Origin of the sequence: Agromyces humatus, assembly GCF_021228295.1 — a bacterium.
Taxonomy (GTDB): Bacteria; Actinomycetota; Actinomycetes; order Actinomycetales; family Microbacteriaceae; genus Agromyces; species Agromyces humatus.
The window spans coordinates 202,976-229,415 of record NZ_JAJQPD010000001.1; the positions used below are offsets into that span (position 1 = coordinate 202,976).

The following is a 26,440-nucleotide window of genomic DNA, read 5'->3' on the forward strand; positions in this document are numbered from 1 at the left end:
CTAACTCGTGGTCGTGTAGTGAGCGCTGATGCCCGCGACCTCAACATCCAACCAGACGGTGTCGCCCGGCCTCGCCTCGGGGATGTGGCAGCTCGTCGCGGTCTGCGCGACGCGACTGTTCTGCTGGCCGTCGATCCCGCACCGGAACGTGACGGGCAGCCCCGAGTTGTCGGGCGGCGTCGTCCACGACCACGTGTTCGCGGTGCTGTTCCAGACGCGGCTCGGCAGCGCGAAGGTGAGCGAGGGCGATTCGCCGCTCGGCATCACCTGCGACCAGGGTCCGCACGTTCCCCATTCGGTGCACCCGCGCACCTGGAAGCGGGCGGTCTGGCCGAATGCGAACCGGCTGGGGTCGCTGAAGATGTCGCGCAGCCAGCCCGTGCCGCGGAACTCCCGGTTCGAGCCGGCGATCTGCGCGCCGTTCGCGCCGACGGCGACGATCTGGACGCGAGGCGCCGAGACGTCGACGCCGTTGATGTAGCGGTCCCAGGTCTCGAGGCCGTTGTACTCCATGCCGCTGCGCACGTCGGTGACGGCGCCGGGACCCGGTCGCACGACCGTTCCCGCGACTTCGGTCCTCACGCAACCCGCACGGTTGTAACCCCAGACGACGAACGAGTATCTCGTCGAGTCCGAGGAGGTCCCGGGGAACCGGAAGGTCGTCGGCGAGTCGGCCGAGATGGACACGGTCTCGGCGACGATGCCGCCGCTGTTCGGTGCCACCACACTTCCCGGGGCCGGCGTCGTGACCGTGCACGCCTGCGGTCCGCTCGGCACCCCCGACGCACCATCGACGAGTTGCTGCACGTAGTAGCCGAGCACCGCGTCGCCATTGGCCGAGAACGGCGACCACGAGACCGACACCGCCCCGGCCGCTGCGTCGGGGTCGACCTGGATCCCGCCCGGGATGGGCGGGCCGAAGGGCGTTCCCGTCGTCGCCGACTCGGTCCAGGACGCCAACGCCGGGTATGCCTCATTGCGTGCACTCACGCTCACCTGCACCCGGCTGCCGTTCTCGAGCGACCCCGAGTCGGCGCCGCACAAGCTCGCCGTGCAGGCAGCCCCGGCCGAGACCTCGTTCGAGACACCGCCGACGGTGACCACGTAGGAGCGCACGGCGCTGCCGGAACCCGTCGAGACCGGCGCCCATTCGATGCGGAGCCGGCCGTCGCGCGGAAGGGCGCGGAGCCCGGCGGGCGCTGACGGAATCACGTCGGACCAGATCGCGCCCGGCACGGCGACGGGGTCGGAGTATCCGATCCCGTTCTGGGCACGCACCCGGACGACGACCGCGTTGGACTGACCGTTGCCCGGCGTCGCGACCGTGCACGTCGTCGCCTCGCACGTCGATGCGCTCAGCACGTCACCCGACTCGGGGCCGACGAGGGCGATCTCGTACCCGGTGATCGGCGAGTTGTTGAACGCGCCGGCCCCGAACGCCACATCGAGGGTGCCGTCTCCGAAGCCGGTGACCCGGGCGCCAGTGACGGGATCGGGGCGATCCTGCACCGAGATCGTCACTGTACCCCAGGCGTAGCGAGACGACTCCTCGGTCGCATCGGCGACCTGGTACTGCAGCGTCGTGTTGACGGGGTCGGCGTCGGGCGCAACGGTCACCGAGAGCGTCGACCCGGACTCGTCCGGAACGATGCGCACGCCACGCGGCAGCGCACCCTCTTCGAGGCCGTTCACCCTTCCGACCAGGCGCAGCGGCGTATCGGGGAAGGGGTTGGTCGCCTCATCGTTGGCGAGCACGTCGATCGAGGTCGAGGTGCCGCGGGTGACGACGGCGACATCGGCGACCGGGCGCGCGATCGGCTTCGTCGACGGCACGACGCGCAACTCGATTCGACCCCCGTCGCCGTCGGCACGCGCGTCGGCGACGCCCACTCCGACGGAGCCGCGCATGCCGGTGGGCGTGTCGATCGATGCGGTGATCGTCATCTCGTCACCGTCGAGCGATACCTCGAACCCGTCGGCCGGCGGCGGCAGCACGCGGTACTCGAGCTCGTCTGCAGCGTCGCGGTACGGGTACCTGGTGAGCTTGACGAGGTCGAGCGTCTTGGATTCGCCCGGCTCGAATTCGATCACGCCCCCGATGAACGACGGAGGTTGGTTCACCGTCGACTGCACCTCGATCGGGATCACGATCGTTCCCGTGCGTGCCTCGGGATCGTCGGGAGACGACCCATCGGTGACGGTGAACGAGAGCGACGCCGGACCGAAGTAGGTCTCCTCGCTGCGGAACCGCAGGGTGTTGTCGTCGACCACGAGCGAGGTGCCGTCGCTGTGCGTCGCTCGCACGCTCGCCTCATCGGTGATCACGACCGGGCGCCCCGACGCGGCGATCACGAAGTCCGCCAGCTCGAGCTCGACCTCCTCGCCACTGTGCACCTCGACACGGGGCGCGTCCTTTCGGAGTTGCGGCAGCGCATCGTCGCGACCCGGTACCCAGATGAACGCGTGCGCGACCACCGAGCGGTCTTCGGGGTGACTGACCGTGAACGGGATGATGCGCCGCCGGTCTTCGATGTCGACGCGGATCGAGCCGTCGGGATTCACCGCGGCACCGCGTGAGTATCCCGGGACGAGGCCCACTCGCAGCGCGTCGGCATCGCCGTCGGCGAGGAACACGTTCCGGAGCACGGGAACGTCGATCCGTTCCTCTCCGAGGATGTCGCTGAGACCGAGCACCGTGTCGGCCGCCTCGGGGCGCGCGAGCGGCGCATCGTCTCGCGCCTCGATCCTGAGGAAATTGGTCGCCTGGCCGAGTTGCTCGTTTTCTACGGTGTAGATGAAGCCGTAGTCGGCCTCGCCCGAAGGAACCTCCACCTCGATCCAGTCGTCGACGACGACGGCCGTCGCTCCGCCCGTGATCGACTCGACATCGGTGAGCGTGAGCACGCCGCCCGCAGGGTCGGAGTCGTTCTCGAGCACGCGAACCGAGATGGTGCGACCGGGCCGCACCGTGATCTCGTCTTCGACGGCGATCGGCTTCTGCGGGCCGGTGCTGCGCGGAGCGATGCCCAGGCGCACCGTGCCGTTCGCACGAGCGCCCATCGCGTCGACCACCGAATACTGGAACTGGTCGGCACCCGCCGAGTATTCGCCGGCGCGGAACTCGAACCAGTCGGGCCCGGTCTCGACGACGGTGCCGCGCGTGGGGTTCGAGTACTGGCCGAGAAGCTGCACCGAGTCGCCATCGGGGTCGACACCGCCGAGCGGGACCGGGATGCGCACCGTCTCGCCCGCGATGACCCGGCCGGTCACCGTGGCCGGAACGGGCTCCACATTCGTCTCGGGGTCGGGGTTCTTGACCGAGATCGCGACCGTCGCAGTGGCATACTGCCCGGCCGCCTCGATGCGATACGTCGCCTCGTACTCACCGGCGCGTGGCGGCGCGAAGTATCGCAGCCGATCGTCGGAGGCGAAGAGCAGCCCCTCGGCGGGCTCCTTTGCGAGTACGGGCGCGAGCGTGATCGGCATGGCGTCGGGGTGCTCGTCGTTCGCGAGCACGGGGATGTCGACGACGTCCCCGGTGCGCACCGAGATCACGTCGGGCGCCGCGACGGGCGGTTGGGCGACGGCGGGCACCGGCACCTCGACGAGCGTCACCTCGCCTTCCGCCTCGGCCAGTCCGTTGCTGACGCGATAGCCGAACACCATCGACCCCGCGGCGAGCGGTCTCGTGAGCGTGACCCTGAGCAGCCGGTGCTCGATGATCTCGACCGTCACGCCCTCGCTCGCGAGGTCGGGGTCGACCGCGGTGACCACGAGCACGCCGCCGGTCGGGTCGATGTCGGTGGCCAGGACGTCGACGTCGACCGGCTGCCCGGTGCGAAGGTATGCCGTGTGGGGCACGGTGATCGGCTTGGTGTCGCGGTCGGGCGGCGCCGAGACGTCGACGCGCACCACCCCGGTGGCCGTCTCGTCGCCGTCGGTGACGGAGTATTCGATGTAGTGCGTGCGTACCGAGCTGCTCGTGAAGCGAACCGTTCCGCGGTCGTAGTCGGGCGTCAGCTCCACATTCGGCTTCGCGGGGACCGCGCTGAGTTCGACGGTACCGGTGCCGCCGCGCACGTGCCGAAGCGGATCGATTCGGATCTCCTGGCCGGCGGTGGCGAGCGCCACGAACGGGTCGGCGATCAACGGAACGTTGCCCGGCTCGAGAACCTCGACCTCGAGCCTGCCCGACGCCTGGTCACGGCCGTCGGAGACGAGGAGTGCGACAGTACGGTCTCCACCCCGCTCGCCGAGGGCGTCGACCACCACGACGCCCTCGGCCGTCGACGAGACCGCGTCGGGCGCATCGATCGACGCCTGCTGGAGGAAGAAGGGATCTCCATCTGGATCGACCCAGTCTCCGAGCACGGCGCTCGTCACCCGTCCGCCGGTTGCGACGGCGCTCGCGGTTGTTCGTTTCTGCACCGGCGCCGCGTTCTCGTCGGGCTCGCGGACCGTGACCTCGACGTGCGCCTGCGCCGTTCCACCGCGACCGTCGTTGACGACGTAGTCGAAGGACACCGACCCGAAGGCCTCGGGACCGAGCGTCAACTGCAGCTGCTGATTGTCGGAGACGACGTCGAGCGTCGCCCACTCGGGCAGGTCGGCGACGATCGAGTCCACGACGAGGACATCGCCGTTCGCGTCGTAGTCGTTGAGGATGACGGGAAGCAGTGTCGACCGTTCGGGGCGGGCGCCGAACTCGGTGTCGTCGACCGCCACCGGCGGAATCTGGCTCTTCTCGACCGTCGGCTTCGTGTTGGGATCGTTCTGCTCGACCTCCTCTTCATCGCGTTGCTCGTCGAGCAGTTGCTTCCAGTTGTCGATGAGCTCGTAGTCGGCGCTCGCCGCCCAGGTGTTCCCGCTGCGACGATCGTTGAGTGCGAGGGCGCTCCCGTTCGCCATGAACTCGAAGTCCGCGAGGCCGGTGGCACCGTCGAGCTCCTTGAGTCGACCGTTCGGGGGCGCGCACGACCGCCAGACCGTGCCCCTGCCCCACGCCGCGTGGACGCATCCCTCGTGAACGGCCGGTGCCACGGCGGTTCCCGATCGACCGCCGACCAGCGTTCGCACCACGCCATCGTCGATGCCCACTGCGATGAGCCCCTGACGATCGGCGACCACGACCTCGTCGCCGTCGGCCGACGCAAGCTGGAGCACCGCTTCGTCGCCCTCGGCGAGAACCCCGGTGAGGTCGACTCGCTCGCGGCCGGGCAGCGTGAGTGTTCGCTCGTTCGGATCGAGCACCGCCCACGTTCCGCCGGCTGAACTGAGCTGCAGTTCGCGATCGTCGGTGATGGGCGCGATCTCCCAGCTCCGCGCGATGGTGCCCGAGTCAGCCGCGTTGACTGCTCGAACCACACCGGTCGTCGGCGTGTAGGCGAAGAGCCTGCCCGCAGGGTCGACCGAGATCAGCGCCTCGGGACCGAACGAGAGCTGCGGCTCGCCGCCGGCATCGAAGTCGGCGAAGTCGTCGATCGGCGACGTCCAGAGGTCGCCTGCCGAGGTGACGACGACCTGGGTCCCCGCGATCGTCACCGTCGCGCCGGGCGGAACGGCCACCGGCTGCTCGGTCGGCGACGAGGTCGTCACGTCGATGATCTCGACGCTCGCGCGCTCTGGATCGAGCACCAGTACGGCCGACCCTGCCTGTGCCACCTCGACCCGGCCGCCACCGGTCTCGACGAGGGAGTTCAGTTCGAATGCGGCCGTGCTCGCGCGCCCGATCGACTGCCGCGCGTCGTTCGCAACCCACACCGCAGCGTCGCCGAGGTCGATGCGCTGCGCCGAGTATCCTCCAGAGGTGATCGCGATGCCCCCGACGATCGCGACGACGGCTCCGACGGCCGCCGCGGTGACGATCGCGGAGCGGTGGCGGTTCAGTCGACGAAGCGGCACCATCAGCCGGTCCCCACGACATCGACGCAGCGCTCGATACTCGGCTGCCCGGGTCTGCCGTCACGACTCACGACGACCGTCGCGCACACGCGATCGCGATCGGCCACCTCGAGGGTGAAGTTGCCCTCACGCTGCACCGGCGATGGAACACCGTCGATCGAGACGATGTACACGTCGCCGGCCTGGAGACCGGGGTCGCTCCAGGTGAACGTGACGACCGTTCCGACGACCGTGCCCTGCACGTTGCTCACGACGGGCGTCGACCGGGTGCCCTGGACGACCGCCCACACGCCCGCCCCAGACAGCGCGAGCAGCAGCACCGCGACGAGCGACACGCCCCAGGCCAGGTGCGGAACTCGTCGCACGCCCCTCGCCGTGCTCGACGAACTCGTCTCGCGCGAACGCGACTCGGTCGCGCTCGCACCAGCACCCGCAGTGGCGCCTGCGGCGGTCGGACCGCGGCGCCGACGCCGACCGCCACCGACGGTCACCGGATGCACTCGGCTCACGCGAGTGCGCTCGTCGTCATCGATCGTGGTGACGAGCGCCCAGTCGTCGATGACGACCTCGATCGGGGTCTGCGCAAGCCCGAGCTCAGCCTCGATGGACTGCAGGTCGCGGATGAACTCGACCGCGCTCGTCTGACGGGCACGAGGATCACGCGACATGGCTCGGGCCAGCAACGCCTCGAGATTCGGCGGCACGTCGTCGCGGCCGGTCGGCGGGACCTTGGCCTTCGCAATGCGTGCCATGAGCGCCGCCGTGCCGTTGTCGCCGCCGGTGATCTCGAACGGGCTCCGGCCTGCGAGGAGCGAATACACGGTCGCCCCGAGCGACCAGACCTCGCTGGCGACCGTGCCCGAGACCTCGTCGTGCAGCACCTCGGGTGCAGACCACGGAATGGAGAGCCCCACCGTGTCGCTCGATTCGACCTGGCCGAGCGTCGCGGCGATACCGAAATCCGAGAGCACCGGGTGGCCGAACGCCGTCGTCAGGATGTTCGACGGCTTGATGTCGCGGTGCAGCACGCCCTGCTGGTGCGCCGTCTCGACGGCGCTCGCGATGCGCACCCCGATCGAGAGCACTTCGGCGATCGGCAGCTGGGTCGCCCGGTAGCGCTGGCCGATCGACGCCGAACAGTACTCCATGACCAGGTAGGGCCTGCCGTCGGCAGCGACGCTCGCCTGGTAGACCGTGAGAATCGACGGATGGGAGCTCAGCTGGGCCATGAGGTTCGCCTCGGCCTGGAACATCTGGCGCATGTCGTCGTTCACGACTCCGGCGAGGAGCACCTTGACCGCGACCAGCCTGCGCGGCATGTTCTGCTCGTAGAGGAAGACGTCGGCGAATCCGCCCGAGCCCAGCACGCGCACGAATTCGAACCCCGGCAGGTTCGGTGGCGTGGATGGCAGACGGCGCGACACGATCCTCCCAGCATGCGTCTCGTGTTCGGGGAGCGTCCGCCGGAGCCGGCGGGCCCGGATTTTCCACCATTGTAGGTCGGGCCCGCCGTCGCGGAACCGTCCTGTGCACAATGCAACGGCCGAGCGCCTGGACCTCCGTCAGGCTCGAGCGGTCTCGCCGCCCTCCGACCGCTCGCCGGCAGTCGGGCGCGCCACGGCCAGCACATCGACCACCACGACGGTGATGTTGTCGCGACCGCCGTTGCCGAGCGCGGCATCGATGAGCTGCGCGGCGGCCTTCTCGGCCCGTTCGTTCGCGACTAGGAAGTGCCTGATGCCGTACGAGGTGAGCTCTTTGGTGAGTCCGTCGGAGCAGACCAGCAGGCGCATGCCGGGCTCGATCGCGATGGCTCGGTAGTCGGGGATCGGTGCCTCGTGGAAGCCGACGGCGCGGGTGATCACGTTGGAGTGCGGATGCGTGTCGGCCTCCTCTCTCGTGATCTGCCCTGCGTCGACGAGCTCCTGCACGATGGAATGGTCTGTGGTGAGCTGCTCGAGCACCCCGCCCACGAGCCGGTAGACGCGGGAATCGCCGATGTTGTAGACGATCCACGCCGGCTCGTCGGAGATGATGCCGAGGGCGATGCCGGTGACCGTCGTTCCGCTGCCCTCGTCGGTGACTCCCGCACCGCGGCTCATGTCCTGCACGGCCCGGTCGAGCGACGCGTCGATGTCGGCGGTTCCGATGACGGGCTTTCCGCCGTGCTCGGCGAGGCGGGTGACGACCGCAGCGCTCGCGAAGTCGCCCGCGGCGTGCCCGCCCATGCCGTCGGCGACGGCGAAGATCGGTGACTGCGCGATGAAGCTGTCTTCATTGACCTCGCGACGCAGCCCCGTGTCGGTCTTCGCCGCCCACGCGAGTGTGATCTCGGTGCCGTCGGGCAGCGAGACGCGATGCCGGGCGTTGCCGTTGCCTATCTGCGTCAAGTTTGCAGCCTGCTGTCTGGTCGGGTCCTTCGATCGTCGCCTCGGGGAGGGAGGATCTCGATGATCGTATCGTCCCCGAGGTCGAGTTCCGCGCCCGGGATGACGACGATCGATTCGCCGGATCTCAATCGCTGTCGCGCGCCGCCGGCGGATCGGAGCGTCGTGCCGTTGGTCGATCTCAGGTCGGTCGCGACGAGACGCGTGCCCTCGACGCGCAGTTCGAGATGCGTCGCCGAGATGAATCCTCCGCGCGACTCGACCGTCACGAGTTCGGGCTGGATTCCGCCGACGCGGGCGATGCGCGGCGGGCTCGGCCGGCGACCGATGAGCAATGGCGTCGTGACCGAGCGCACCGGTCCGCCCGCGATGCGCACCTGAGGAACGGTCGCGATGAGGGCCGGATCGCCGGCGGTCTCGCCGGAGCCGAGGTCGCCCGCGCTCGCCTCGCCCCGCCCGTTCGCCGCACCCGCGGCAGTTGGATCGCGGACGAGCGGCGCCGAGCTGCCACCGCCCGGCCCGAGCTGTCGGCGGGGCACGATGATCGTGTCGGCGTCGACCCGGGACCGCCCGAGCATGACCGTGTCGGCGTCGACCGAAGGCGACGTTCCGGTCCGCGCATCGGGGGCCGGCGGACGGCCGTCCACCGGCGCGAACGCGGCATCGGGATTCCCGGGCGCGGCGACGAGCGTGACGGGCTTGGTCGGCTCGGGGTCGGTCGCCGGCGTCCACTCCACCGCCGACGCGCGCAGACTCGCCCGGGCGTGCCGAACGGGCTCGCCGCCGCGGAGCGGTTCGAGCGAAGCGTCGGCACCGGTGAGCCTGAGCCGCGTGACATCGTGGAACTCGGCCAGCAGCCACGGTCGGATCTCGCGTGCGTCGAACCTTCGACTCCCCCCGGGGGACTCGAGGTCGACCACCGCGTCGCCGCGCACGACGGCCGTCAACTCGGACGGTTCGTCGCCGGGCCACCAGACGAGTGCGAAGGACTCGATGGAGTCGACGTCGCCGAATGGGAGCCGGCCGACGATCTCCTCGAGCCCTGGGGCGGATTCACTCGCGGCCTCGGCGAGCGACGCGAGCACCGCATCGGGCGCGGGCGCGGCCAACACGACGATGAACCGGTCGCCGACGATCACGTCCCACGCGGACGCGCCCGCCGTCGCGGCGCTCGTGACAGAACCTCGGGGCATGTCGTTCAGTCTGGCACCGGCGGCATCTGCCGTGGCAGCACGCTTGTCAGATCGCTCGAAAAGCATGGAATCAGTCGTCAAACCGAGCGAACACGACGGAATCCCTTGCCTGAGACATCCGTCACTGTCACAATCGAGCAATGACGAACGCAGGTCGCTCCAACGGAAATCGCGCCGTGCAGCTCGACGATGTCTCGAAGGCGATCATCGAGCAGCTGCAGGCCGACGGCCGACGCTCGTATGCCGACATCGGCAAGGCGGTCGGGCTCTCGGAGGCGGCGGTTCGCCAGCGCGTGCAGAAACTCACCGATTCGGGCGTCATGCAGATCGTCGCGGTGACCGATCCGATGCAGCTCGGGTTCACCCGGCAGGCGATGATCGGCATCCGCGCCGCGGGCGACACCCGGGTCCTGGCCGAGCAGCTGGCCGAGATCCCTGAGATCGACTACGTGGTGCTCACGGCGGGCAGCTTCGACCTGCTCGCCGAGGTGGTGTGCGAGAACGACGAAGAGCTCATCACCCTGCTGAACACCCGCATCCGCAATCTCAGCGGCGTCAGCGCGACCGAGACGTTCGTGTACCTCAAGCTCCAGAAGCAGTTCTACAACTGGGGCACTCGCTAGAAAGGGATGACCATGACCGACACGGTGTACGACCTTGCCATGCCCGACACGGGCTACGACAACACCGCGCTGCAGCAGAAGGCGAAGGACCACCTCTGGATGCACTTCGCACGGCAGTCGACGATGGAGACGTCGGGGGTGCCCATCATCACCCGGGGCGAGGGCCACCACATCTACGACATCGAGGGCAGGAAGTACTTCGACGGGCTGTCGGGGCTGTTCGTGGTGAACGCCGGACATGGCCGCGCCCGGCTCGCCGAGGTGGCCGCGAAGCAGGCCGAGCAGCTCGCGTTCTTCCCGATCTGGTCGTACGCGCACCCCGCGGCGATCGAGCTCGCCGACCGGCTCGCGGGCTACGCGCCGGGCGACCTGAATCGCGTGTTCTTCTCGACGGGCGGCGGTGAGGCCGTCGAAACCGCGTTCAAGCTCGCGAAGTACTACTGGAAGCTCAAGGGCCGCCCGACCAAGCACAAGGTGATCTCGCGTTCGGTCGCGTACCACGGCACCCCCCAGGGCGCGTTGGCGATCACCGGCATCCCGGCGATGAAAGAGATGTTCGAGCCGCTCACGCCCGGCGGCTTCCGGGTGCCGAACACAAACTTCTACCGTGCCGCCGAGGTCGGCGCGCCGGCCGACGACCTCGAGGCCTTCGGCATCTGGGCCGCGAACCGCATCGAGGAGATGATCCTCTTCGAGGGCCCTGAGACCGTCGCGGCCGTGTTCCTCGAACCGGTGCAGAACTCGGGCGGCTGCTTCCCGCCGCCTCCCGGCTACTTCCAGCGCGTGCGCGAGATCTGCGACCAGTACGACGTGCTGCTCGTCTCGGATGAGGTCATCTGCGCATTCGGGCGCATCGGGCACATGTTCGCCTGCGACGCCTACGGGTACGTGCCCGACATGATCACCTGTGCCAAGGCGATGACCTCGGGCTACTCCCCCATCGGCGCGACGATCGTGTCCGAGAAGCTGTACGAGCCCTTCTCGAAGGGCACGACGTCGTTCTACCACGGCTACACGTTCGGCGGGCACCCCGTCTCGGCGGCGGTCGCGCTCGAGAACCTCGACATCTTCGAGGAGGAGGGGCTCAATGAGCGCGTGCGCGAGAACTCGCCGCTGTTCCGCGCCGAACTCGAGAAGCTCCTCGACCTGCCGATCGTCGGCGACGTGCGCGGCGACGGGTACTTCTTCGGCATCGAGCTCGTGAAAGACACGGCGACACGCGAGACGTTCAACGATGACGAGTCCGAGCGGCTGCTGCGCGGATTCCTCTCGAAGGCGCTCTTCGATGCCGGCCTCTACTGCCGCGCCGACGACCGTGGTGACCCCGTCATCCAGCTCGCGCCGCCGCTCACGATCGGCGTTCCCGAGTTCCAGGAGATCGAGCAGATCCTGCGCGGCGTACTGACCGAAGCATCGAACCGGCTGTGACGACGAGCGTTCACCGCGCGGTGACGGATGACTCACCGGGTGCCTATCGTCGCTTGAGCTTCTGGCTCGACGACCTCATCGAGCAGGGTCTCGACGACCTGTCGCCGCGCGACGCGCTCACGGCCAACGCGCGGTTCGACGTCGCGCTCATCGGCGGCGGTCTCACCGCATTGTGGACCGCCTACGAACTCTCGCGTGCCGACCCGTCGCTCTCGATCGCCGTGCTCGAGCGCGATATCGCCGGGTTCGGCGCCTCTGGGCGAAACGGCGGATGGTGCTCCGCGCTGTTCCCGAAGTCGGCGGGCGCCCTCGAGCGTCGGTACGGCTTCGACGCGGCCGTCGCCATGCGACGCGCCATGGTCGACACCGTCGACGAAGTCGGCCGGGTGACGGCGCTCGAAGCCATCGACTGCGACTTCGAGCGCGGTGGCACGCTCGTGTTCGCCCGAAACGAGGTGCAACGTCGCGCGGCGAAGGCCGACGTCGCCGAGGCGCACCGCTTCGGGGTCGATCTGCTCGAATACCGCGACCAGCGCGCCGTCGCCGCCGCGTCGGGAGCGACCGCGCTCGACGGCGGCTCGCCTGCGGCGGTCTTCGACCCCGCCTGCGCCCGGGTGCACCCGGCGAAGCTGGTGCGCGGACTGGCACGGGTCGTCGAAGCCCGGGGGGTCAGCGTCTTCGAACGCACCGAGGTCCTCGACTGGTCGGCCGGCCAAGTACGCTTCCGCTCGCTCGACGGCAGCGACGCCCACGGCACGATCGCCGCCAAGCGCGTCATCGTCGCGACTGAGGGATACGGCCCCAGCCTGCCGCGAGTGCGCCGGCGAATCCTGCCGCTGTACTCGCTCATGATCGCGACCGAGCCGCTTTCCGACACCGTGTGGGAGGAGATCGGCATCGAGCACGGCCAGACCTTCAGCGACTACCGGCACCTCCTCATCTACGGGCAGCGCACCGCCGACAATCGCTTCGCGTTCGGCGGTCGCGGCGCGAACTATCACTGGGGCAGCGCCGTCGATCCGGCGTTCGAGCGGATCGATCGGGTGTTCGAGCACCTGCACGCCGCACTTCGCGACCTCTTCCCCGCCGTCGGCGGAGCTCGAGTGACGCATCGATGGGGCGGACCCTTGGGCGTCGCCCGCGACTGGTGCGCCACGGCGAGCTACAACCCGAAGACCGGGGTCGGTTTCGCCGGAGGGTACGTCGGAGACGGCCTGTCGACCACGAACCTCGCGGGCCGCACGATGACCGACCTCGTGCTGGGCATCGACAGCGAGCTGACCCGGCTGCCCTGGGCGAACCACCGGTCGCCGCTGTGGGAACCCGAGCCTCTGCGGTATCTCGGGGCGAACCTCGGCATCCTCGGCATGACGCTCGCCGACCCCGAGGAGCTCCTGACCCGCAAGCCATCGGTCATCGCCCGCGCGACCGCGCGACTGACGGGTCACTAGGAACGACCGGCCCCGATGCTCGCCGCCTCGGCGGCCGGTCGCACGAACGCCCACTCGGGCAGCGCTCCGCTGCCCATGAACGTCGCGAGCAGTCCTGCCATCGAATGGGCTGGGTCGAGCTCGACGGCACGGTCGAGGAATGCACCGGCCGCCGACCCGCGCCCGACCGACCATGAGAGCCACGCCGCGATACAGAGCGGGCCCACGCGATCGGCCTCGGGCGCATTGGCGATGAGCGGCCGCAGCAGCTCGAGCGCGCGCTCGACCCGCGCGCGCTCGGGTCGCAGGGTGGACTGGCCGAGCAGCAGGCGCGAGAGCAGCTCGCTGACCTCGTCGTGCTCTCCCTCGGCGACCTCACGTCGCACGAGCTCGTCGAGCGACTCCCCCGACACGTCTGCTCGTTCGGCCGTGGCGATCGCATCGTCGTGCGCTGCGGCACCGATGACCGGTCCGAACGCGAACTGCAGCATCATCCCGTCGCGGAACGCAGGCCGTGCAGCAAGGTGCAGGAACCAGGCGAGCCGCAGCGCCGGCTGCCGCGCGGGCTCGCCCGAGACCAGTGATTCGACGAGCTCGACGGGATCGATGTCGTCGCCCAGCCGTTCGAAGACCGCGTCACCCGGCTCGGCGTCGGTGAACCGCTCGAGCGCCTCGGCGATGCGCAGCGCGACCCGCCCGTCGGGTGCGGGCAGCACGCCGCCCGCACCGGGAGCATCGAGCGCATCGGCCGCGTCGGGTGCCTGCTCGGTCACGGGGTTCGCGTCGATCATTCCGAGCGGATGTCCCGACACCGGCGTCTCGCGGTCGAGGTACGACCCCCAGGCATCCGCCGCACGACAGAGCGCATCGCGAACGACGAAACCCGCCTGCTCGGCGCGGCGGATGAGCTGCTCGGCGAGCCGCCGCTCGGGAATCCCTCCTTCGGACTCGAATGTGCGATCGGTGTACAGCACCGGCACGACCGCGTCGACACCGGGCATACGGCAGAGCGTTCCGACCACGACCGAGACGAGCGCCGCGCGGTCGCGCGCCCTCGACGGCAGATCGTGACGAAGCACGCCGACGGTTCGATTGCCTTCGAACGCGACGCAGACGAGCGACCGATCGGGCCGGAATCCGGCGAGCGACGGGACGAGGGCGAGGAAGTCGTGCGCCGATGCGGCGCGGATGATGGTGGTCATGCCGAGTGATGTTGACGCAGATTCCTCGGGCGTGCCGTGCGTGGATCGTTGCTGCGGAAGCTCGTCGAACTCGGCCCTCTGGGGAGGAGAAGTCGGGTCGGAGTTCACCCTGATCGCTCGAATCCCGGCTCGCACTCGTCCTCCCCACGCACGCCGTAGAAGACTTCTTCGCAGTGTCTGATTCCCGCGAGATCATGTCGGGGGCCCCGGCTACGCTCGGAGCATGACCAACGTGTTCCTCATCAGACTCGAAAGCCCCATCGGGCGCATCGAAGTCGTCGCCGACGATGACGCCGTCGTCTCGCTCACCATCGAGCAGGATGGCGTGCTCCCCCATGACGGCGAGCCCGAGCGCACCAATGCCGTGCTCGACCGCGCTCGAAGCGAGCTCACCGAGTACTTCATCGGTTCTCGAACCGAGTTCGACCTGCCGGTCAGACTGCGCGGCACTCCGTTCCAAGAGTCGGTGTGGCGTGAGCTGCGACGCTTGGGATGGGGAGACGCCACCTCCTACGGCTCGCTCGCCGCCGCCGTCGGCAAGCCCGGCTCCGCACGGGCTATCGGTGGTGCGGTCGGCGCGAATCCCGTGCCGATCATCGTGGGCTGCCATCGTGTGCTCGCCTCCGACGGCCGTGTCACCGGGTACTCCGCCGGTGAGGGCATCCCGACGAAGCTCTGGCTGCTCGGCCACGAGCACATCGGGTTCGCCGCGTGAGCGTCATTCCCCGACCCGAGCTCGTGGTCGGCGACGACGGTCTCGCCCGCTGCGGCTGGGGTGCGAGCAGCGACGAATATCGCCGCTACCACGACGAGGAGTGGGGCACGCCGCAGCACGATCCGACGCGGCTGTTCGAGAAGGTGTGCCTCGAGGGTTTCCAGGCCGGTCTGTCTTGGATCACGATTCTTCGTCGACGACCGGCGTTCCGCGAGGTGTTCCACGACTTCGACGCCAAACGTGTGGCGGCGATGACCGAGGCCGACGTCGAACGACTTCTCGGTGACGAGCGCATCATCCGTCATCGCGGCAAGATCGAGGCGACGATTCAGAACGCACGCGCCACCCTGGCACTCGACGTTCCGATCGACCTGCTGCTCTGGGGCTTCGCACCGGCTCCGCGCTCCGATGCTCCGGCATCGTTCGCCGAGGTGCCTGCCACGACGCCCGAGTCGACCGCAATGAGCAAAGAGCTTCGTCGCCGAGGATTCCGCTTCGTCGGGCCCACCACGATGTACGCGCTCATGCAGGCGGCGGGAATGGTCGACGACCACCTCTCCGGATGCTTCAGGGCCGCTGCGGCTCCTGGCGACGCACGCGAGTCAGGCGACGAGCTCGAGCTCGAAGGTTGAGTCGGCACCATGGCTCGGCACGGTCTCGAGCCCGAATCCGGCGGTGCGCGCCCATTCGATCAGCTGCTCCACCGAGTCGATCTGCGGTCGGGTGTCGAGCAGGGCGCGAGTGAACAGGCCCTTCGTGCGCTTGTTGAAGTGATTGAGCGCACGGCGGCGGCCGGCCTCGTCGATCGAGACGACACGCACGAAGACGCTCCCGTCGCGCACGGGCGCAGGGCCGAGGTCGACGTATCCCTCCGACCGGAGGTCGACGATCACGCCCGACTCGCGGGCCAGTTCCGCCGCCAGCGGCGCGCGCCAGTGAGCCTTCAGCGGCAGGTCGGGCAGCCGCGAATCGTGCGAGAGCCGATACGCCGGGATGTCGTCGAGCGCTCCGACGAGGCCGAACAACGCCGAATGCACGACGACCGTCTCGCGGGCGAACTCACGGGCGTCCGCATCGAGCGAAGCGGCATCGAGCGCATCGAAGAGCACGCCGGTGTAGCGGTCGATCGCAGCCATCGTGGGCGAGCGTCGCAGCAGTCGGTTGCGGGTCACTTCGCTCGCGAGGCGCGGCCCGAGCTTCAGCGCACGCATCGTCGCGTCAGGGTCGCGTGCCAGTCGGCTGACTGCCGTCACCGCCTTCATGCGCGCCTTCGACAGCGCCGGGAACGAGAGCACCTTCAGGTCGAGCGGCGCGCCCGTGCCACCGTCACGCTTGGTCTCCGACGGCGGAAGGAGGATCCGCACTACGAGCCGATGAAGGCGAGCGCCGCGTCGACGTTCGTGCCGAGCGTCTCGATGCTGTCGATCGTCACACGCGGAAGCGCAGACGACGGGCCGGTCCACACGGCGTACCCCTCGAGGCTCTGCTCGACCGCACGCCAGGTCGTCTCCTCGAGGTGAGGAAGCCGGCGCTCGCGCTTCTCGAGTCGCGCGCGATGCAGCGCCTCATCTGAGCAGACGACCTCGATGACCCGAAGTCGCACGTCGGTGCGCTCGGCGAGGTCACGCCACTGCAATCGCGCTGCCTCGGCGGCGTTGACGGCGTCGACGATGACCGTGCGACCCGACTCGAGCTCTTTCTGGGCGATCTCCTCGGCAACGAGATACGCAGCGAGACCCGTCGGCTGGTCGGCGTCGATGCCGGCGCGCAGGATCGCGGACTCGATCGGATCGACCGACACGACCGTCGCACCGAGGCGGGCGCCGACGATCTCGGCGATCGTCGACTTGCCCGCACCCGGCAATCCGGCCATGACGATGAGTTGGGTGACGCTCAGGTCACCGAACTGACGGTCGAACGGCTGCTCCCCCTGCATCCGTGACTCCTCAGGCGAGTTCGGCGCGCGAGGCCACGACCTGCACGGAGTTCGACTGCACCGACAGGAAGCCCTCTTCTGCGTTCGCGGTGATCTTCTCACCACCAGGGAGCGTGACGCGCACCTCACCGCCGGCGAGGATCGCAAGCAACGGCTCGTGGCCCGGCAGGATGCCGATCTCGCCTTCGGTGGTGCGAGCCACCACCATGGACGCCTCGCCCGACCAGACTTCCTGGTCGGCCGAGACGACGCTCACGTTGAGGTCGGCCATGCTCAGCCGTTCTCCTTCTGGATCTGCGCCCACTTCTCTTCGACGTCGGTAATGCCACCGACGTTGAAGAAGGCCTGCTCGGCGACGTGGTCGAACTCGCCCTTGGCGATCGCATCGAACGACTCGATCGTGTCCTTCAGCGGAACCGTCGAGCCTTCGACACCCGTGAACTTCTTCGCCATGTAGGTGTTCTGCGAGAGGAACTGCTGGATGCGGCGCGCACGCGACACGGTGATCTTGTCTTCCTCGGAGAGCTCGTCGACACCGAGAATGGCGATGATCTCCTGGAGTTCCTTGTTCTTCTGGAGGATCTGCTTGACGGTCGTCGCCACGCGGTAGTGATCTTCACCCAGGTAACGGGGGTCGAGGATGCGCGACGTCGAGGTCAGCGGGTCGACCGCCGGATAGAGACCCTTCGACGCGATCTCGCGCGAGAGCTCGGTCGTGGCGTCGAGGTGCGCGAAGGTCGTCGCCGGTGCCGGGTCGGTGTAGTCGTCGGCGGGCACGTAGATGGCCTGCAGCGACGTGATCGAGTGACCGCGGGTCGAGGTGATGCGCTCCTGGAGGATGCCCATCTCGTCGGCGAGGTTCGGCTGGTAGCCGACGGCCGACGGCATGCGGCCGAGCAGGGTCGACACCTCGGAACCGGCCTGCGTGAAGCGGAAGATGTTGTCGATGAAGAGCAGCACGTCCTGCTTCTGCACGTCGCGGAAGTACTCCGCCATCGTGAGCGCCGAAAGAGCCACGCGAAGACGCGTCCCCGGCGGCTCGTCCATCTGGCCGAAGACGAGGGCGGTCTTGTCGAAGACGCCCGCCTCCTCCATCTCGTGGATGAGGTCGTTGCCCTCACGCGTGCGCTCGCCGACACCGGCGAACACCGACACACCACCGTGATCCTGTGCGACGCGCTGGATCATCTCCTGGATGAGAACCGTCTTGCCCACGCCGGCGCCGCCGAAGAGGCCGATCTTGCCGCCCAGCACGTAGGGGGTGAGCAGGTCGATGACCTTGATGCCGGTCTCGAACAGCTGGGTCTTGGACTCGAGCTGGTCGAAGGCCGGGGGCTTGCGGTGGATGGGCCAGCGCTCGGTGATCTCGATCTGCTCGCCGGGCTCGCCATTCAGCACCTCGCCGATGACGTTGAAGACCTTGCCCTTGGTGACGTCGCCGACGGGCACCGAGATCGCCTCGCCGGTGTCGGTGACCTCTTGGCCGCGCACGAGCCCATCGGTGGGCTTCAGTGCGATGGCGCGAACCACGTCGTCACCGAGGTGCTGTGCGACCTCGAGCGTGATGGTGTTGGTCTCGTCACCGATCGTGATGTCGGTGCGGAGAGCGTTGTAGATCTCGGGGATCGAGTCGTGCGGGAACTCGATGTCGACGACAGGGCCCGTCACGCGGGCGATGCGGCCGACGGCGCCGGCGGTCGACTCGGCGACCGGCGCGGTTGCGGTGTCAGTCATTCTGGCTCTCTCTTTTCTGGATTACTTCTTGGCGACGAGCGCGTCGGCGCCGCCCACGATCTCGGCGATCTGCTGCGTGATCTCGGCCTGGCGTGCCTCGTTTGCGAGGCGGGTGTAGTCGGTGATGAGCTTGTCGGCATTGTCGCTCGCCGACTTCATCGCCTTCTGGGTGGCTGCGTGCTTGGCCGCGGCCGACTGCAGGAGGGCGTTGAAGATGCGGCTCTCGATGTACACCGGCAGCAGCGCATCGAGCACGGTCTCGACGTCGGGCTCGAACTCGTACAGCGGCAGGACCGTGGAGTCCGGCTCCTCGACGCCTTCGACGACCTCGAGCGGCAGCAGGCGCACGACCTCGGGGGTCTGCGTCATCATGCTCACGAAGCGGTTGTAGACGACGTGGATCTCATCGACCCCGCCGTCGGACGCGTCGCGCAGGAACGCCTCGAGCACGGCCTCGGCCACGTCTTTGGCGAGGTCGAACTGGGGGTTCTCGGAGCTGCCGACCCACTGCCGCTCGGACGGACGACGGCGGAACTGGAAGTACCCCACCGCCTTGCGCCCGATCAGGAAGTAGACGACCTCTTTGCCCTGCGACCGAAGCAGCTCGCTGAGCTCTTCTGCCTCGCGCAGCACCTGCGAGTTGAATGCACCCGCAAGGCCCCGGTCGGACGTAACAACCAGTACCGCGGCGCGCTCGATCGACTCGGGCTCGGTCGTCAGCACGTGGTCGACGTTGGAGTACGTCGCGACCGCCGAGACGGCGCGCGTGATGGCGCGCGAGTACGGCGTCGAAGCCGTCACACGCGCCTGCGCCTTCTGGATGCGCGAGGCGGCGATGAGCTCCATCGCCTTGGTGATCTTCTTCGTCGTCTGGGCAGACTTGATCTTCTGCCGGTAGACCCGAAGTTGCGCTCCCATTTCTCTCCTGTATCGCTAGGGTTCGGTCGTCAATCGCGGAATCGCCTAGCGGCGGCTCTTGACGATCTTCTCCTGGTTGACGTCTTCGGCGGCGATCGCCTCGAACTGCTCGGAGCCGACCGAGGCGAGCGGCTTGCCCTCGCCGGTCTGGAACTCCTGCTTGAACGTCTCGACCGACGACTCGAGCTGGGCGACGGTCTCATCGGAGAGCACGTTCGTATCGCGCAGCGTCGAGAGCACCTCGGTGTTGCGGCCGAGGTAGTCGAGCAGCTCGCGCTCGAAGCGCAGGATGTCTTCGACGGGGACCTCGTCGAGCTTGCCGTTGGTGCCTGCCCAGATCGAGACGACCTGCTCCTCGACGGGGTACGGCGAGTACTGCGGCTGCTTGAGCAGCTCGGTCAGGCGCGCGCCACGGGCGAGCTGGCGGCGGCTCGCGGCGTCGAGGTCGGATGCGAACATCGCGAACGCCTCGAGCGAGCGGTACTGCGCGAGTTCGAGCTTCAGCGTGCCCGATACCTTCTTGATCGACTTGACCTGCGCGTCACCGCCGACTCGCGAGACCGAGATGCCCACGTCGACCGCCGGACGCTGGTTGGCGTTGAAGAGGTCGGACTGGAGGAAGATCTGGCCGTCGGTGATGGAGATCACGTTGGTCGGGATGTACGCCGAGACGTCGTTGGCCTTGGTCTCGATGATCGGGAGGCCGGTCATCGAGCCGGCGCCGAGCTCATCGGAGAGCTTCGCGCAACGCTCGAGCAGACGCGAGTGCAGGTAGAAGACGTCACCGGGGTACGCCTCGCGTCCCGGCGGACGACGGAGCAGCAGCGAGACGGCACGGTAGGCCTCGGCCTGCTTCGACAGGTCGTCGAAGATGATGAGGACGTGCTTCGAGTCGTACATCCAGTGCTGGCCGATGGCCGAGCCGGTGTAGGGCGCGAGGTACTTGAAGCCGGCCGGGTCGGAGGCGGGAGCCGCGACGATGGTCGTGTACTCCATGGCGCCGGCATCTTCGAGGGCGCCCTTCACCGAGGCGATGGTCGAGCCCTTCTGGCCGATCGCCACGTAGATGCAGCGCACCTGCTTGTTGACGTCGCCCGAGTCCCAGTTGGCCTTCTGGTTGATGATCGTGTCGATCGCGATCGCGGTCTTACCGGTCTGGCGGTCGCCGATGATGAGCTGGCGCTGGCCGCGGCCGACCGGGATCATCGCGTCGATGGCCTTGATGCCGGTCTGCAGCGGCTCGTGCACCGACTTGCGCTGCATGACGCCGGGAGCCTGCAGTTCGAGGGCACGACGACCCTCGATGCCGGTGATCTCGCCGAGGCCGTCGATGGGGTTGCCGAGCGGGTCGACGACACGGCCGAGGTAACCCTCGCCGACGGGAACCGAGAGGACCTCGCCCGTGCGGGTCACCTCCATGCCCTCTTCGATGCCGGTGAACTCGCCGAGCACGACGACGCCGATCTCGTCTTCGTCGAGGTTCAGCGCCAGGCCGAGCGTGCCGTCCGCGAAGCGGATGAGCTCGTTCGCCATGACCGAGGGCAGGCCCTCGACGTGGGCGATGCCGTCGGCTGCGTCGGTGACGTATCCGACCTCGGTCTTCTGCGCTGCACCCGGCTCGTACGCCGAGGCGAACTCCGCGAGAGCCGAACGGATCTCGTCGGGGCTGATGGAGAGTTCTGCCATTGCCATTTCCTTTTCTGGGGCTGGCCCTTATCTGTACAGGTTGTACAGCTACTGGTCTGTCACGGCGCGGGACGCCGGTCGTGATGGTCCGGCGTCAGCCGGCAAGCTTCTGCCTCAGCGAGCTGAGGCGGCTGGCGACGCTGCCGTCGAAGACGTCGTCGCCGATCTGCACGCGAACCCCTCCGACGACGGCGGGATCGACGATGGTGTCGAATCGGATGCGGCGGCCGCCCGTCTGGGCGGTGAGCCCCTGCTCGAGACGCGCGAGCTGCGCGTCGCTGAGCGGCACGGCGGTCGTGACCATCGCGAGGTCGAATCCGCGCTGGTCGGCGACGACGGATGCCGCGTGGCGCAGCATCTCGCCGATGCGGCGGCCGCGCGGCTGCTGCACCAAGTGGCGCACGATGGACACGGTCGCCGGCGACGCCTTGCCGGTGAGGAGCCGATCGACGAGGACCGCCTTGGACGCGGACGAACCGAGCTTGGAACCGAGTGCGAGTTCGAGTCCCGCATCGGAGGCGACGGTGCGCTGGACCGCGAAGAGTTCTGCGTCGATGTCGATGTCGTCGCCGGTGGCGTCGGCCGCCACGCGGATGCCGAGGTCTTCGACGCCGTCGAGGAAGTCGGCGCCGCTCGACCAGCGGCTCGACGCGGCGCTCACGAGGAGCGTGGCCGCATCGGTCGAGATCTTGCTGCCGAACACCGCGTCGACCAGCGCGCGCTTCTGCGCCGCGTCGGCCTCGTTGTCGATGAGTGCCGAGCGCAGCTGCGACGTGCCGCTGATCGCGCGGACTGCGGCGAGGAGGTCGTTTGCGACCGACAGGTCGGCGCGGCCGAGTGCCGTCAGCGCATCGCGCGTGCCGGTCATGGCCTCTCTCGTAGCGCTACCCATGGACTACTTCTTCCCTCCGGCGGTGGCCTCGGAGGCCTCCAGGTCGGCGAGGAACCGGTCGACCACTGCGGCGGCCTTCGTGTCGTCGGTGAGCGACTCGCCGATGACACCCGACGCCAGGTCGATCGCGAGCGTGCCGACCTCGGAGCGCAGCGAGACGAGTGCCGACTGGCGCTCGGCGTCGATCTGCGCCTGCGCGCTCGCCGTGACGCGCGCCGCTTCGGTCGTGGCGGCCACTTTGGCCTCGGCGACGATCTTCTTGCCGTCTTCGCGAGCGGTCTCGCGGATGCGGCCGGCCTCGGTGCGAGCGTCGGCGAGCTGGGCGGTGTACTCCTCGAGCGCCGCCTCGGCCTTGCGCTGTGCCTCGTCGGCCTTCGCGATGTTGCCTTCGATCGCCTCGCCGCGCTCATCGAGCAGCTTCTGCACGCGCGGCAGCACGTACTTCCAGAAGAAGATGAGGATGATGACGAAGGCGACCGCCGACCAGATGATGTCGTACGGCGCGGGAAGGAGCGGGTTGATGCTCTCTTCTTCAGTCGCCGCAGTCACGATTGCCTGGAGCATTGGTACCTCGGTGTCTCGTCAGGGGGTGATTACGGGAACGGGATGAACGCCACGGCGATCGCGATGAAGGCGAGCGCCTCGGTGAACGCGATGCCGAGGAACATGAGGCCCGTGAGACGACCCTGGAGCTCAGGCTGACGTGCGACCGACTCGACCGTCTTGCCCACGACGATGCCCACGCCGATGGCCGGGCCGATCGTTGCGATGCCGTATGCGACGGGAGCGAGGTTGCCGTTGACCTCAGCGAGGATTGTCGTTGCGTCCATGTGTGTTTCCTTCCATGTTTTCGAACCGGGAATCCGGTTCGTTTAGTGTTCTTCGGCCAGCGCCAGCTGGATGTACACGGCCGAGAGCAGGGTGAAGACGTAGGCCTGCAGCACTGCGACGAGCAGTTCGAACAGCGTGAACGCCAGGCCGAACGCGAAGGTGCCGATGCTGAACAGGCTCCAGAGGCCGCCGGCCGTGAAGATGAAGAACTGCGTGGCCGAGAAGCAGAGCACGAGCAGCATGTGCCCGGCGACCATGTTCATCAGCAGTCGCAGCGCGAGCGTGATCGGCCGGAGGATGAACGTCGAGACGAACTCGATGGGCGTGACGACGATGTAGAGGTACCACGGCACGCCCGACGGGAACAGCGAGTTCTTGAAGAACGCACCCGGGTGCTTCTTGACGCCCGCGTAGATGAACGCGACGTAGGAGATGAGGGCGAGGAACAGCGGGAAGCCGATGACCGAGCTGCCCGCGATATTGAGGCCGGGGATGATGCCGGTCAGGTTCATCGCGAGGATCAGGAAGAACAGCGTCGTGAGCAGCGGCAGGAATCGCTTGCCGTCGCGCGTGCCCAGCGTGTCGTACACCATGTTGTTGCGCACGAAGTCGAGCGCGAGCTCGGCGAGGCTCTGCCCGCGGCCCGGGACGAGCTTCATGCGTCGGGTCGCGAGCCAGAAGAGCAGGATGAGGACCGCGACGACGAGGAACCGGATGAGGATGATGCGGTTGACCTCGAACGGGGTGCCTTCGAAGAAGATCACCGGCGGGAAGAAGTCGGCCAGCGAAGGACCGTGGAACTCTCCCGAACCACCTTCTTCGGAGGTCGCGAACGGGAGCATGTGAACGAGAGCGTTACCTAGCAGCGCTGTCTCCAGTTTCGGGCGTGTCGTGACGCGTCAAGAAGGGGGGATCGCGTTCGACTCTAGCAAGAAGATGTGTCGATCACCGAATCGTCAGGGGTTGGAATCAGGTGCCTGGGGGCCCGGCAGATCCACGTCGCTGACATAGGGCACGCGCGCGTTGCGGAACGCGAGGACGTCGACCACGAGGCTGCCGATGACGGCGACGACGATCGTGATGAAGAACACGTACGGGTCGATGAATTCCTGGCGGCTCACGAAGAGCACCGCGACGAAGAAGACGAGCAGCTTCGCCAGCCACCCCCCGAGCACGATGCCGAAGAAGACCGTGGAGAACATCTGCCCCTTTGCGACGTGCGACGCGATGAGCACCGTGGCCGCGGTGAGGCCGAAGAACACGACCGTGAGCACCGCGGCGATGAGCGCGCTCGTGAGCCCGGGAATGCCGGCGACCAGGTAGCCGACGATCGACCCCACGACGGCGAGCCCCACGGCGAGGATGCCTCCGTAGACCAGGGCCCGCCGGAGGATCGGCGCGACCGCCGGGGTCGTGGAAGCCTGGGGGCGGCCGTCGGCGGGTGTGCCGGGAAGTGCGTCGGTCATCGTGCTCCTGAGTCGGGTTCGCCTGATTCTACCGACCCGGCATGTGCGGCTTCTGCGGCCACCGTGAGCCGCTTGCGACGACCGAGCGGCGCCAGCGTGATCGCGGCACACACGAGGAAGCCGATGGCGATCAGGACGAACGCCCACATCGAGTCGATGCCGAAGTAGACGGGGAACACGTAGGTGAGCAGGCACCCGATCGAGGCGACGGCGGTCCAGCCGTAGAAGATGAGCACGGCGTTCAGGTGCGAGTGGCCCATGTCGAGCAGCCGGTGGTGCAGGTGCTTGCGGTCGGCGGCGAACGGCGACTTGCCGGCGCGCAAGCGCCGCACGACGGCGAGGCCGAAGTCGAGCAGCGGGATGATGAGCACGAGGAACGGCAGCAGGATCGGGATGAACGCCGCGAACAGCTGGTCGAACCCGACGCCGGTCGGGTTGAGCTGCCCCGTGACCGCGATCGCCGCGGTCGACATGAGCAGTCCGATGAGCATCGAGCCCGCGTCGCCCATGAAGAGCTTCGCGGGATGCCAGTTCAGCGGCAGGAACCCGGCACAGGCGCCGACGAGCACGATCGCGAGCAGCGACGCGAGGTTGAAGTAGTTGAGCGGCGACGTCTGTTGCACGAGCAGGTAGGTGTAGAGGAAGAACACGCCGTTGGCGATGAGCGCGACGCCGGCGACGAGCCCGTCGAGTCCGTCGATGAAGTTGATGGCGTTCATGACGAGCACGATCGTGAAGACCGTGAGCGTCACGCTCACCCACGACGGGATGAGGGTGATGCCGCCGATCGGCAGCGACACGATCGACACGCCCTGCCATGCGATGAGCCCGGCCGCGAGGAACTGGCCGGCGAGCTTCGTGGTCCAGTCGAGGTCCCAGATGTCGTCGGCGACGCCGATGAGCACGATGAGCAGCGCGGCGCCCAGGATGGCGAGCATCTGGCCGGGATTCTGGAAGATGATCGCGACGTTCGAGAACCGCGACGATCCGAGCGTCGAGACGAACGCGGCCGCGCCGATCGCCACGACGATGCCGACGAACATCGCGATGCCGCCGAGCCTGGGCGTCGGGCGCGTATGCACGTCGCGCTCGCGGATCTTCGGGTAGAGCCGGTATTTCAGGCTCAGCTTCCAGACGAGGATCGATCCGCCGAACGTCACGAGCGCGGTGAGCAGCGCGAGCAGCAGGAAGAGGGTCATGAGGCGGCGGAGCCTGCTTCGTCGCCTGCGGTCGCCGCGTCGGATGCCGCGGGGTCGGATGCCGCGGGGTCGGATGCCGCGGGGTCGGTGTCGGATGCCGCGGACTCGGCCTCGGTGCCCGGCGCAGCACCCTCGGGCGCGAGCATCTGTTCCCCCACGACCGCCACGATGCGTTCGCGCGAGATGACGCCCGCGCGCACGATGCGCAGCATCCCCTCGCCGTCGTGGATGCCGGTGGCGTCGACGATCGTCGACGAGGTGTCGCCGGGCCGCTCGCCGATGGCCTCGTAGGACTCGCCGGCCGGTCCGCCGTCGAGGTACACGGCGACGTGCTCGCCGAGCATCTGCTCGGCCTGGGCGGCCGTGGTCGCCGACGGCATGCCCGACAGGTTCGCCGACGATACCGCGAGGGGGCCGGTCTCGGCGAGCAGTTCGAGCGCGATCGGGTTGGCGGGCATGCGCAGCGCCACGGTGCCGCGCGTCTCGCCGAGGTCCCATTGCAGCGACGGCTGCGCCCGCAGGATCACCGTGAGCCCGCCGGGCCAGAACTCGGCCACGAGTTGCCGCACGACCTCGGGGATCTCGGTCGCGAGCGCGTCGAGGGTCGGGATGCCGGGGATGAGCACGGGCGGCGGCGCGGTGCGTTCACGCCCCTTGGCGGCGAGGAGTCCGGCGACGGCCTGGGCGCTGAACGCATCGGCGGCGACGCCGTACACCGTGTCGGTCGGGATCACGACGAGCTGCCCCCGGCCGATGGCACCTCTCGCGAGTCGCATGCCGGTGAGCAGTTGGGAGTCGACCGAGCAGTCGAAGATGGCAGTCATGACCTGCCGATTCTAGACCAGCCCGGCAGGGCGGGAACCAGCCCGGCAGGGCGGCGGATGCCTCGGGCGGCGTCG

Annotated in this window: 23 protein-coding genes; 5 read left to right on the top strand and 18 right to left on the bottom strand. The window is 68.4% G+C overall.

Going from position 1 to position 26,440, the window contains the following annotated elements; genetic code table 11:
• From LSF15_RS00970 to LSF15_RS00985, 4 genes are all read right to left on the bottom strand, one after another.
• Entirely contained in the window at window positions 1-5,904 is a 5,904-nt protein-coding gene (locus LSF15_RS00970) for an Ig-like domain-containing protein (protein ID WP_232496657.1), read from the bottom strand.
• Window positions 5,904-7,325: a serine/threonine-protein kinase gene (locus LSF15_RS00975; protein WP_232496658.1), complete on the bottom strand. Its 1,422-nt coding sequence runs from the start codon at window positions 7,323-7,325 to the stop codon at window positions 5,904-5,906. Before LSF15_RS00975 ends, LSF15_RS00970 begins: the two co-directional genes overlap by 1 nt.
• A gap of 138 nt (window positions 7,326-7,463) precedes the next feature.
• Window positions 7,464-8,291, bottom strand: coding sequence for a PP2C family protein-serine/threonine phosphatase (locus LSF15_RS00980; protein WP_232496659.1), 828 nt, complete (start codon window positions 8,289-8,291; stop codon window positions 7,464-7,466).
• Window positions 8,288-9,481 carry an FHA domain-containing protein gene (locus tag LSF15_RS00985; RefSeq protein ID WP_232496660.1) on the bottom strand — a complete coding sequence of 398 codons (1,194 nt, stop codon included), beginning with the start codon at window positions 9,479-9,481 and terminating at the stop codon, window positions 8,288-8,290. Before LSF15_RS00985 ends, LSF15_RS00980 begins: the two co-directional genes overlap by 4 nt.
• Before the next feature lie 140 nt (window positions 9,482-9,621).
• Between LSF15_RS00985 and LSF15_RS00990 the strand changes: the two genes are divergently transcribed.
• Genes LSF15_RS00990 through LSF15_RS01000 form a run of 3 tightly spaced genes read left to right on the top strand, consistent with a single transcriptional unit; the run spans window position 9,622 to window position 12,983 of the window.
• Window positions 9,622-10,104: an Lrp/AsnC family transcriptional regulator gene (locus tag LSF15_RS00990; RefSeq protein WP_232496661.1), complete on the top strand. Its 483-nt coding sequence runs from the start codon at window positions 9,622-9,624 to the stop codon at window positions 10,102-10,104.
• Window positions 10,105-10,116: 12 nt separating this feature from the next.
• Window positions 10,117-11,532, top strand: a complete 1,416-nt coding sequence (locus LSF15_RS00995; protein WP_232496662.1) for an aspartate aminotransferase family protein — start codon at window positions 10,117-10,119, stop codon at window positions 11,530-11,532.
• Between the two features lie 53 nt (window positions 11,533-11,585).
• Entirely contained in the window at window positions 11,586-12,983 is a 1,398-nt protein-coding gene (locus LSF15_RS01000; protein ID WP_232496663.1) for an NAD(P)/FAD-dependent oxidoreductase, read from the top strand.
• Here LSF15_RS01000 and LSF15_RS01005 read toward each other — a convergent pair.
• Window positions 12,980-14,164 carry a DUF4192 family protein gene (locus LSF15_RS01005; protein WP_232496664.1) on the bottom strand — a complete coding sequence of 395 codons (1,185 nt, stop codon included), beginning with the start codon at window positions 14,162-14,164 and terminating at the stop codon, window positions 12,980-12,982. The two genes, LSF15_RS01000 and LSF15_RS01005, sit on opposite strands and share 4 nt — an antisense overlap.
• Before the next feature lie 223 nt (window positions 14,165-14,387).
• Here LSF15_RS01005 and LSF15_RS01010 point away from each other — a divergent pair, with 223 nt between their 5' ends.
• Window positions 14,388-14,879 (top strand): methylated-DNA--[protein]-cysteine S-methyltransferase, encoded by a 492-nt coding sequence (locus LSF15_RS01010; protein ID WP_232496665.1) that lies wholly within the window; start codon window positions 14,388-14,390, stop codon window positions 14,877-14,879.
• A 5-nt stretch (window positions 14,880-14,884) separates the two neighbouring features.
• Window positions 14,885-15,511: a DNA-3-methyladenine glycosylase I gene (locus tag LSF15_RS01015; RefSeq protein ID WP_232496959.1), complete on the top strand. Its 627-nt coding sequence runs from the start codon at window positions 14,885-14,887 to the stop codon at window positions 15,509-15,511.
• Here LSF15_RS01015 and LSF15_RS01020 read toward each other — a convergent pair.
• The 13 genes from LSF15_RS01020 to LSF15_RS01080 all read right to left on the bottom strand — a co-directional run bounded on the left by LSF15_RS01020 (window position 15,482) and on the right by LSF15_RS01080 (window position 26,365).
• Complete coding sequence (locus LSF15_RS01020; protein ID WP_308188394.1) at window positions 15,482-16,243, bottom strand: YaaA family protein; 762 nt, start codon at window positions 16,241-16,243, stop codon at window positions 15,482-15,484. The genes LSF15_RS01015 and LSF15_RS01020 overlap by 30 nt on opposite strands.
• The gene (locus LSF15_RS01025; protein WP_232496666.1) at window positions 16,243-16,815 is read right to left on the bottom strand and encodes a P-loop nucleotide/nucleoside kinase family protein; all 573 of its coding nucleotides are present in this window, start codon (window positions 16,813-16,815) and stop codon (window positions 16,243-16,245) included. Before LSF15_RS01025 ends, LSF15_RS01020 begins: the two co-directional genes overlap by 1 nt.
• A gap of 10 nt (window positions 16,816-16,825) precedes the next feature.
• The gene (locus tag LSF15_RS01030; RefSeq protein WP_232496667.1) at window positions 16,826-17,086 is read right to left on the bottom strand and encodes a F0F1 ATP synthase subunit epsilon; all 261 of its coding nucleotides are present in this window, start codon (window positions 17,084-17,086) and stop codon (window positions 16,826-16,828) included.
• A gap of 2 nt (window positions 17,087-17,088) precedes the next feature.
• On the bottom strand, window positions 17,089-18,549 hold the full coding sequence (atpD, locus tag LSF15_RS01035; RefSeq protein ID WP_232496668.1) for a F0F1 ATP synthase subunit beta: 1,461 nt from the start codon (window positions 18,547-18,549) through the stop codon (window positions 17,089-17,091).
• A 21-nt stretch (window positions 18,550-18,570) separates the two neighbouring features.
• The gene (locus tag LSF15_RS01040; protein ID WP_232496669.1) at window positions 18,571-19,467 is read right to left on the bottom strand and encodes a F0F1 ATP synthase subunit gamma; all 897 of its coding nucleotides are present in this window, start codon (window positions 19,465-19,467) and stop codon (window positions 18,571-18,573) included.
• A gap of 45 nt (window positions 19,468-19,512) precedes the next feature.
• Window positions 19,513-21,153 (bottom strand): F0F1 ATP synthase subunit alpha, encoded by a 1,641-nt coding sequence (gene atpA / locus LSF15_RS01045; protein ID WP_232496670.1) that lies wholly within the window; start codon window positions 21,151-21,153, stop codon window positions 19,513-19,515.
• 94 nt (window positions 21,154-21,247) lie between these two features.
• The gene (locus LSF15_RS01050; protein ID WP_269756063.1) at window positions 21,248-22,045 is read right to left on the bottom strand and encodes a F0F1 ATP synthase subunit delta; all 798 of its coding nucleotides are present in this window, start codon (window positions 22,043-22,045) and stop codon (window positions 21,248-21,250) included.
• Between the two features lie 3 nt (window positions 22,046-22,048).
• Window positions 22,049-22,609 (bottom strand): F0F1 ATP synthase subunit B, encoded by a 561-nt coding sequence (locus tag LSF15_RS01055; RefSeq protein ID WP_232496672.1) that lies wholly within the window; start codon window positions 22,607-22,609, stop codon window positions 22,049-22,051.
• Between the two features lie 29 nt (window positions 22,610-22,638).
• Window positions 22,639-22,875 (bottom strand): ATP synthase F0 subunit C, encoded by a 237-nt coding sequence (gene atpE, locus LSF15_RS01060; RefSeq protein WP_231048411.1) that lies wholly within the window; start codon window positions 22,873-22,875, stop codon window positions 22,639-22,641.
• A gap of 42 nt (window positions 22,876-22,917) precedes the next feature.
• On the bottom strand, window positions 22,918-23,718 hold the full coding sequence (atpB, locus tag LSF15_RS01065; protein WP_232496673.1) for a F0F1 ATP synthase subunit A: 801 nt from the start codon (window positions 23,716-23,718) through the stop codon (window positions 22,918-22,920).
• Window positions 23,719-23,832: 114 nt separating this feature from the next.
• The gene (locus LSF15_RS01070) at window positions 23,833-24,342 is read right to left on the bottom strand and encodes a Cg1360 family ATP-synthase-associated protein (RefSeq protein ID WP_232496674.1); all 510 of its coding nucleotides are present in this window, start codon (window positions 24,340-24,342) and stop codon (window positions 23,833-23,835) included.
• Window positions 24,339-25,541, bottom strand: a complete 1,203-nt coding sequence (locus tag LSF15_RS01075) for an MraY family glycosyltransferase (RefSeq protein WP_232496675.1) — start codon at window positions 25,539-25,541, stop codon at window positions 24,339-24,341. Before LSF15_RS01075 ends, LSF15_RS01070 begins: the two co-directional genes overlap by 4 nt.
• Window positions 25,538-26,365 (bottom strand): L-threonylcarbamoyladenylate synthase, encoded by an 828-nt coding sequence (locus LSF15_RS01080; RefSeq protein WP_232496676.1) that lies wholly within the window; start codon window positions 26,363-26,365, stop codon window positions 25,538-25,540. The genes LSF15_RS01075 and LSF15_RS01080 overlap by 4 nt, the downstream gene beginning before the upstream one ends.
• Window positions 26,366-26,440 lie beyond the last annotated feature (75 nt).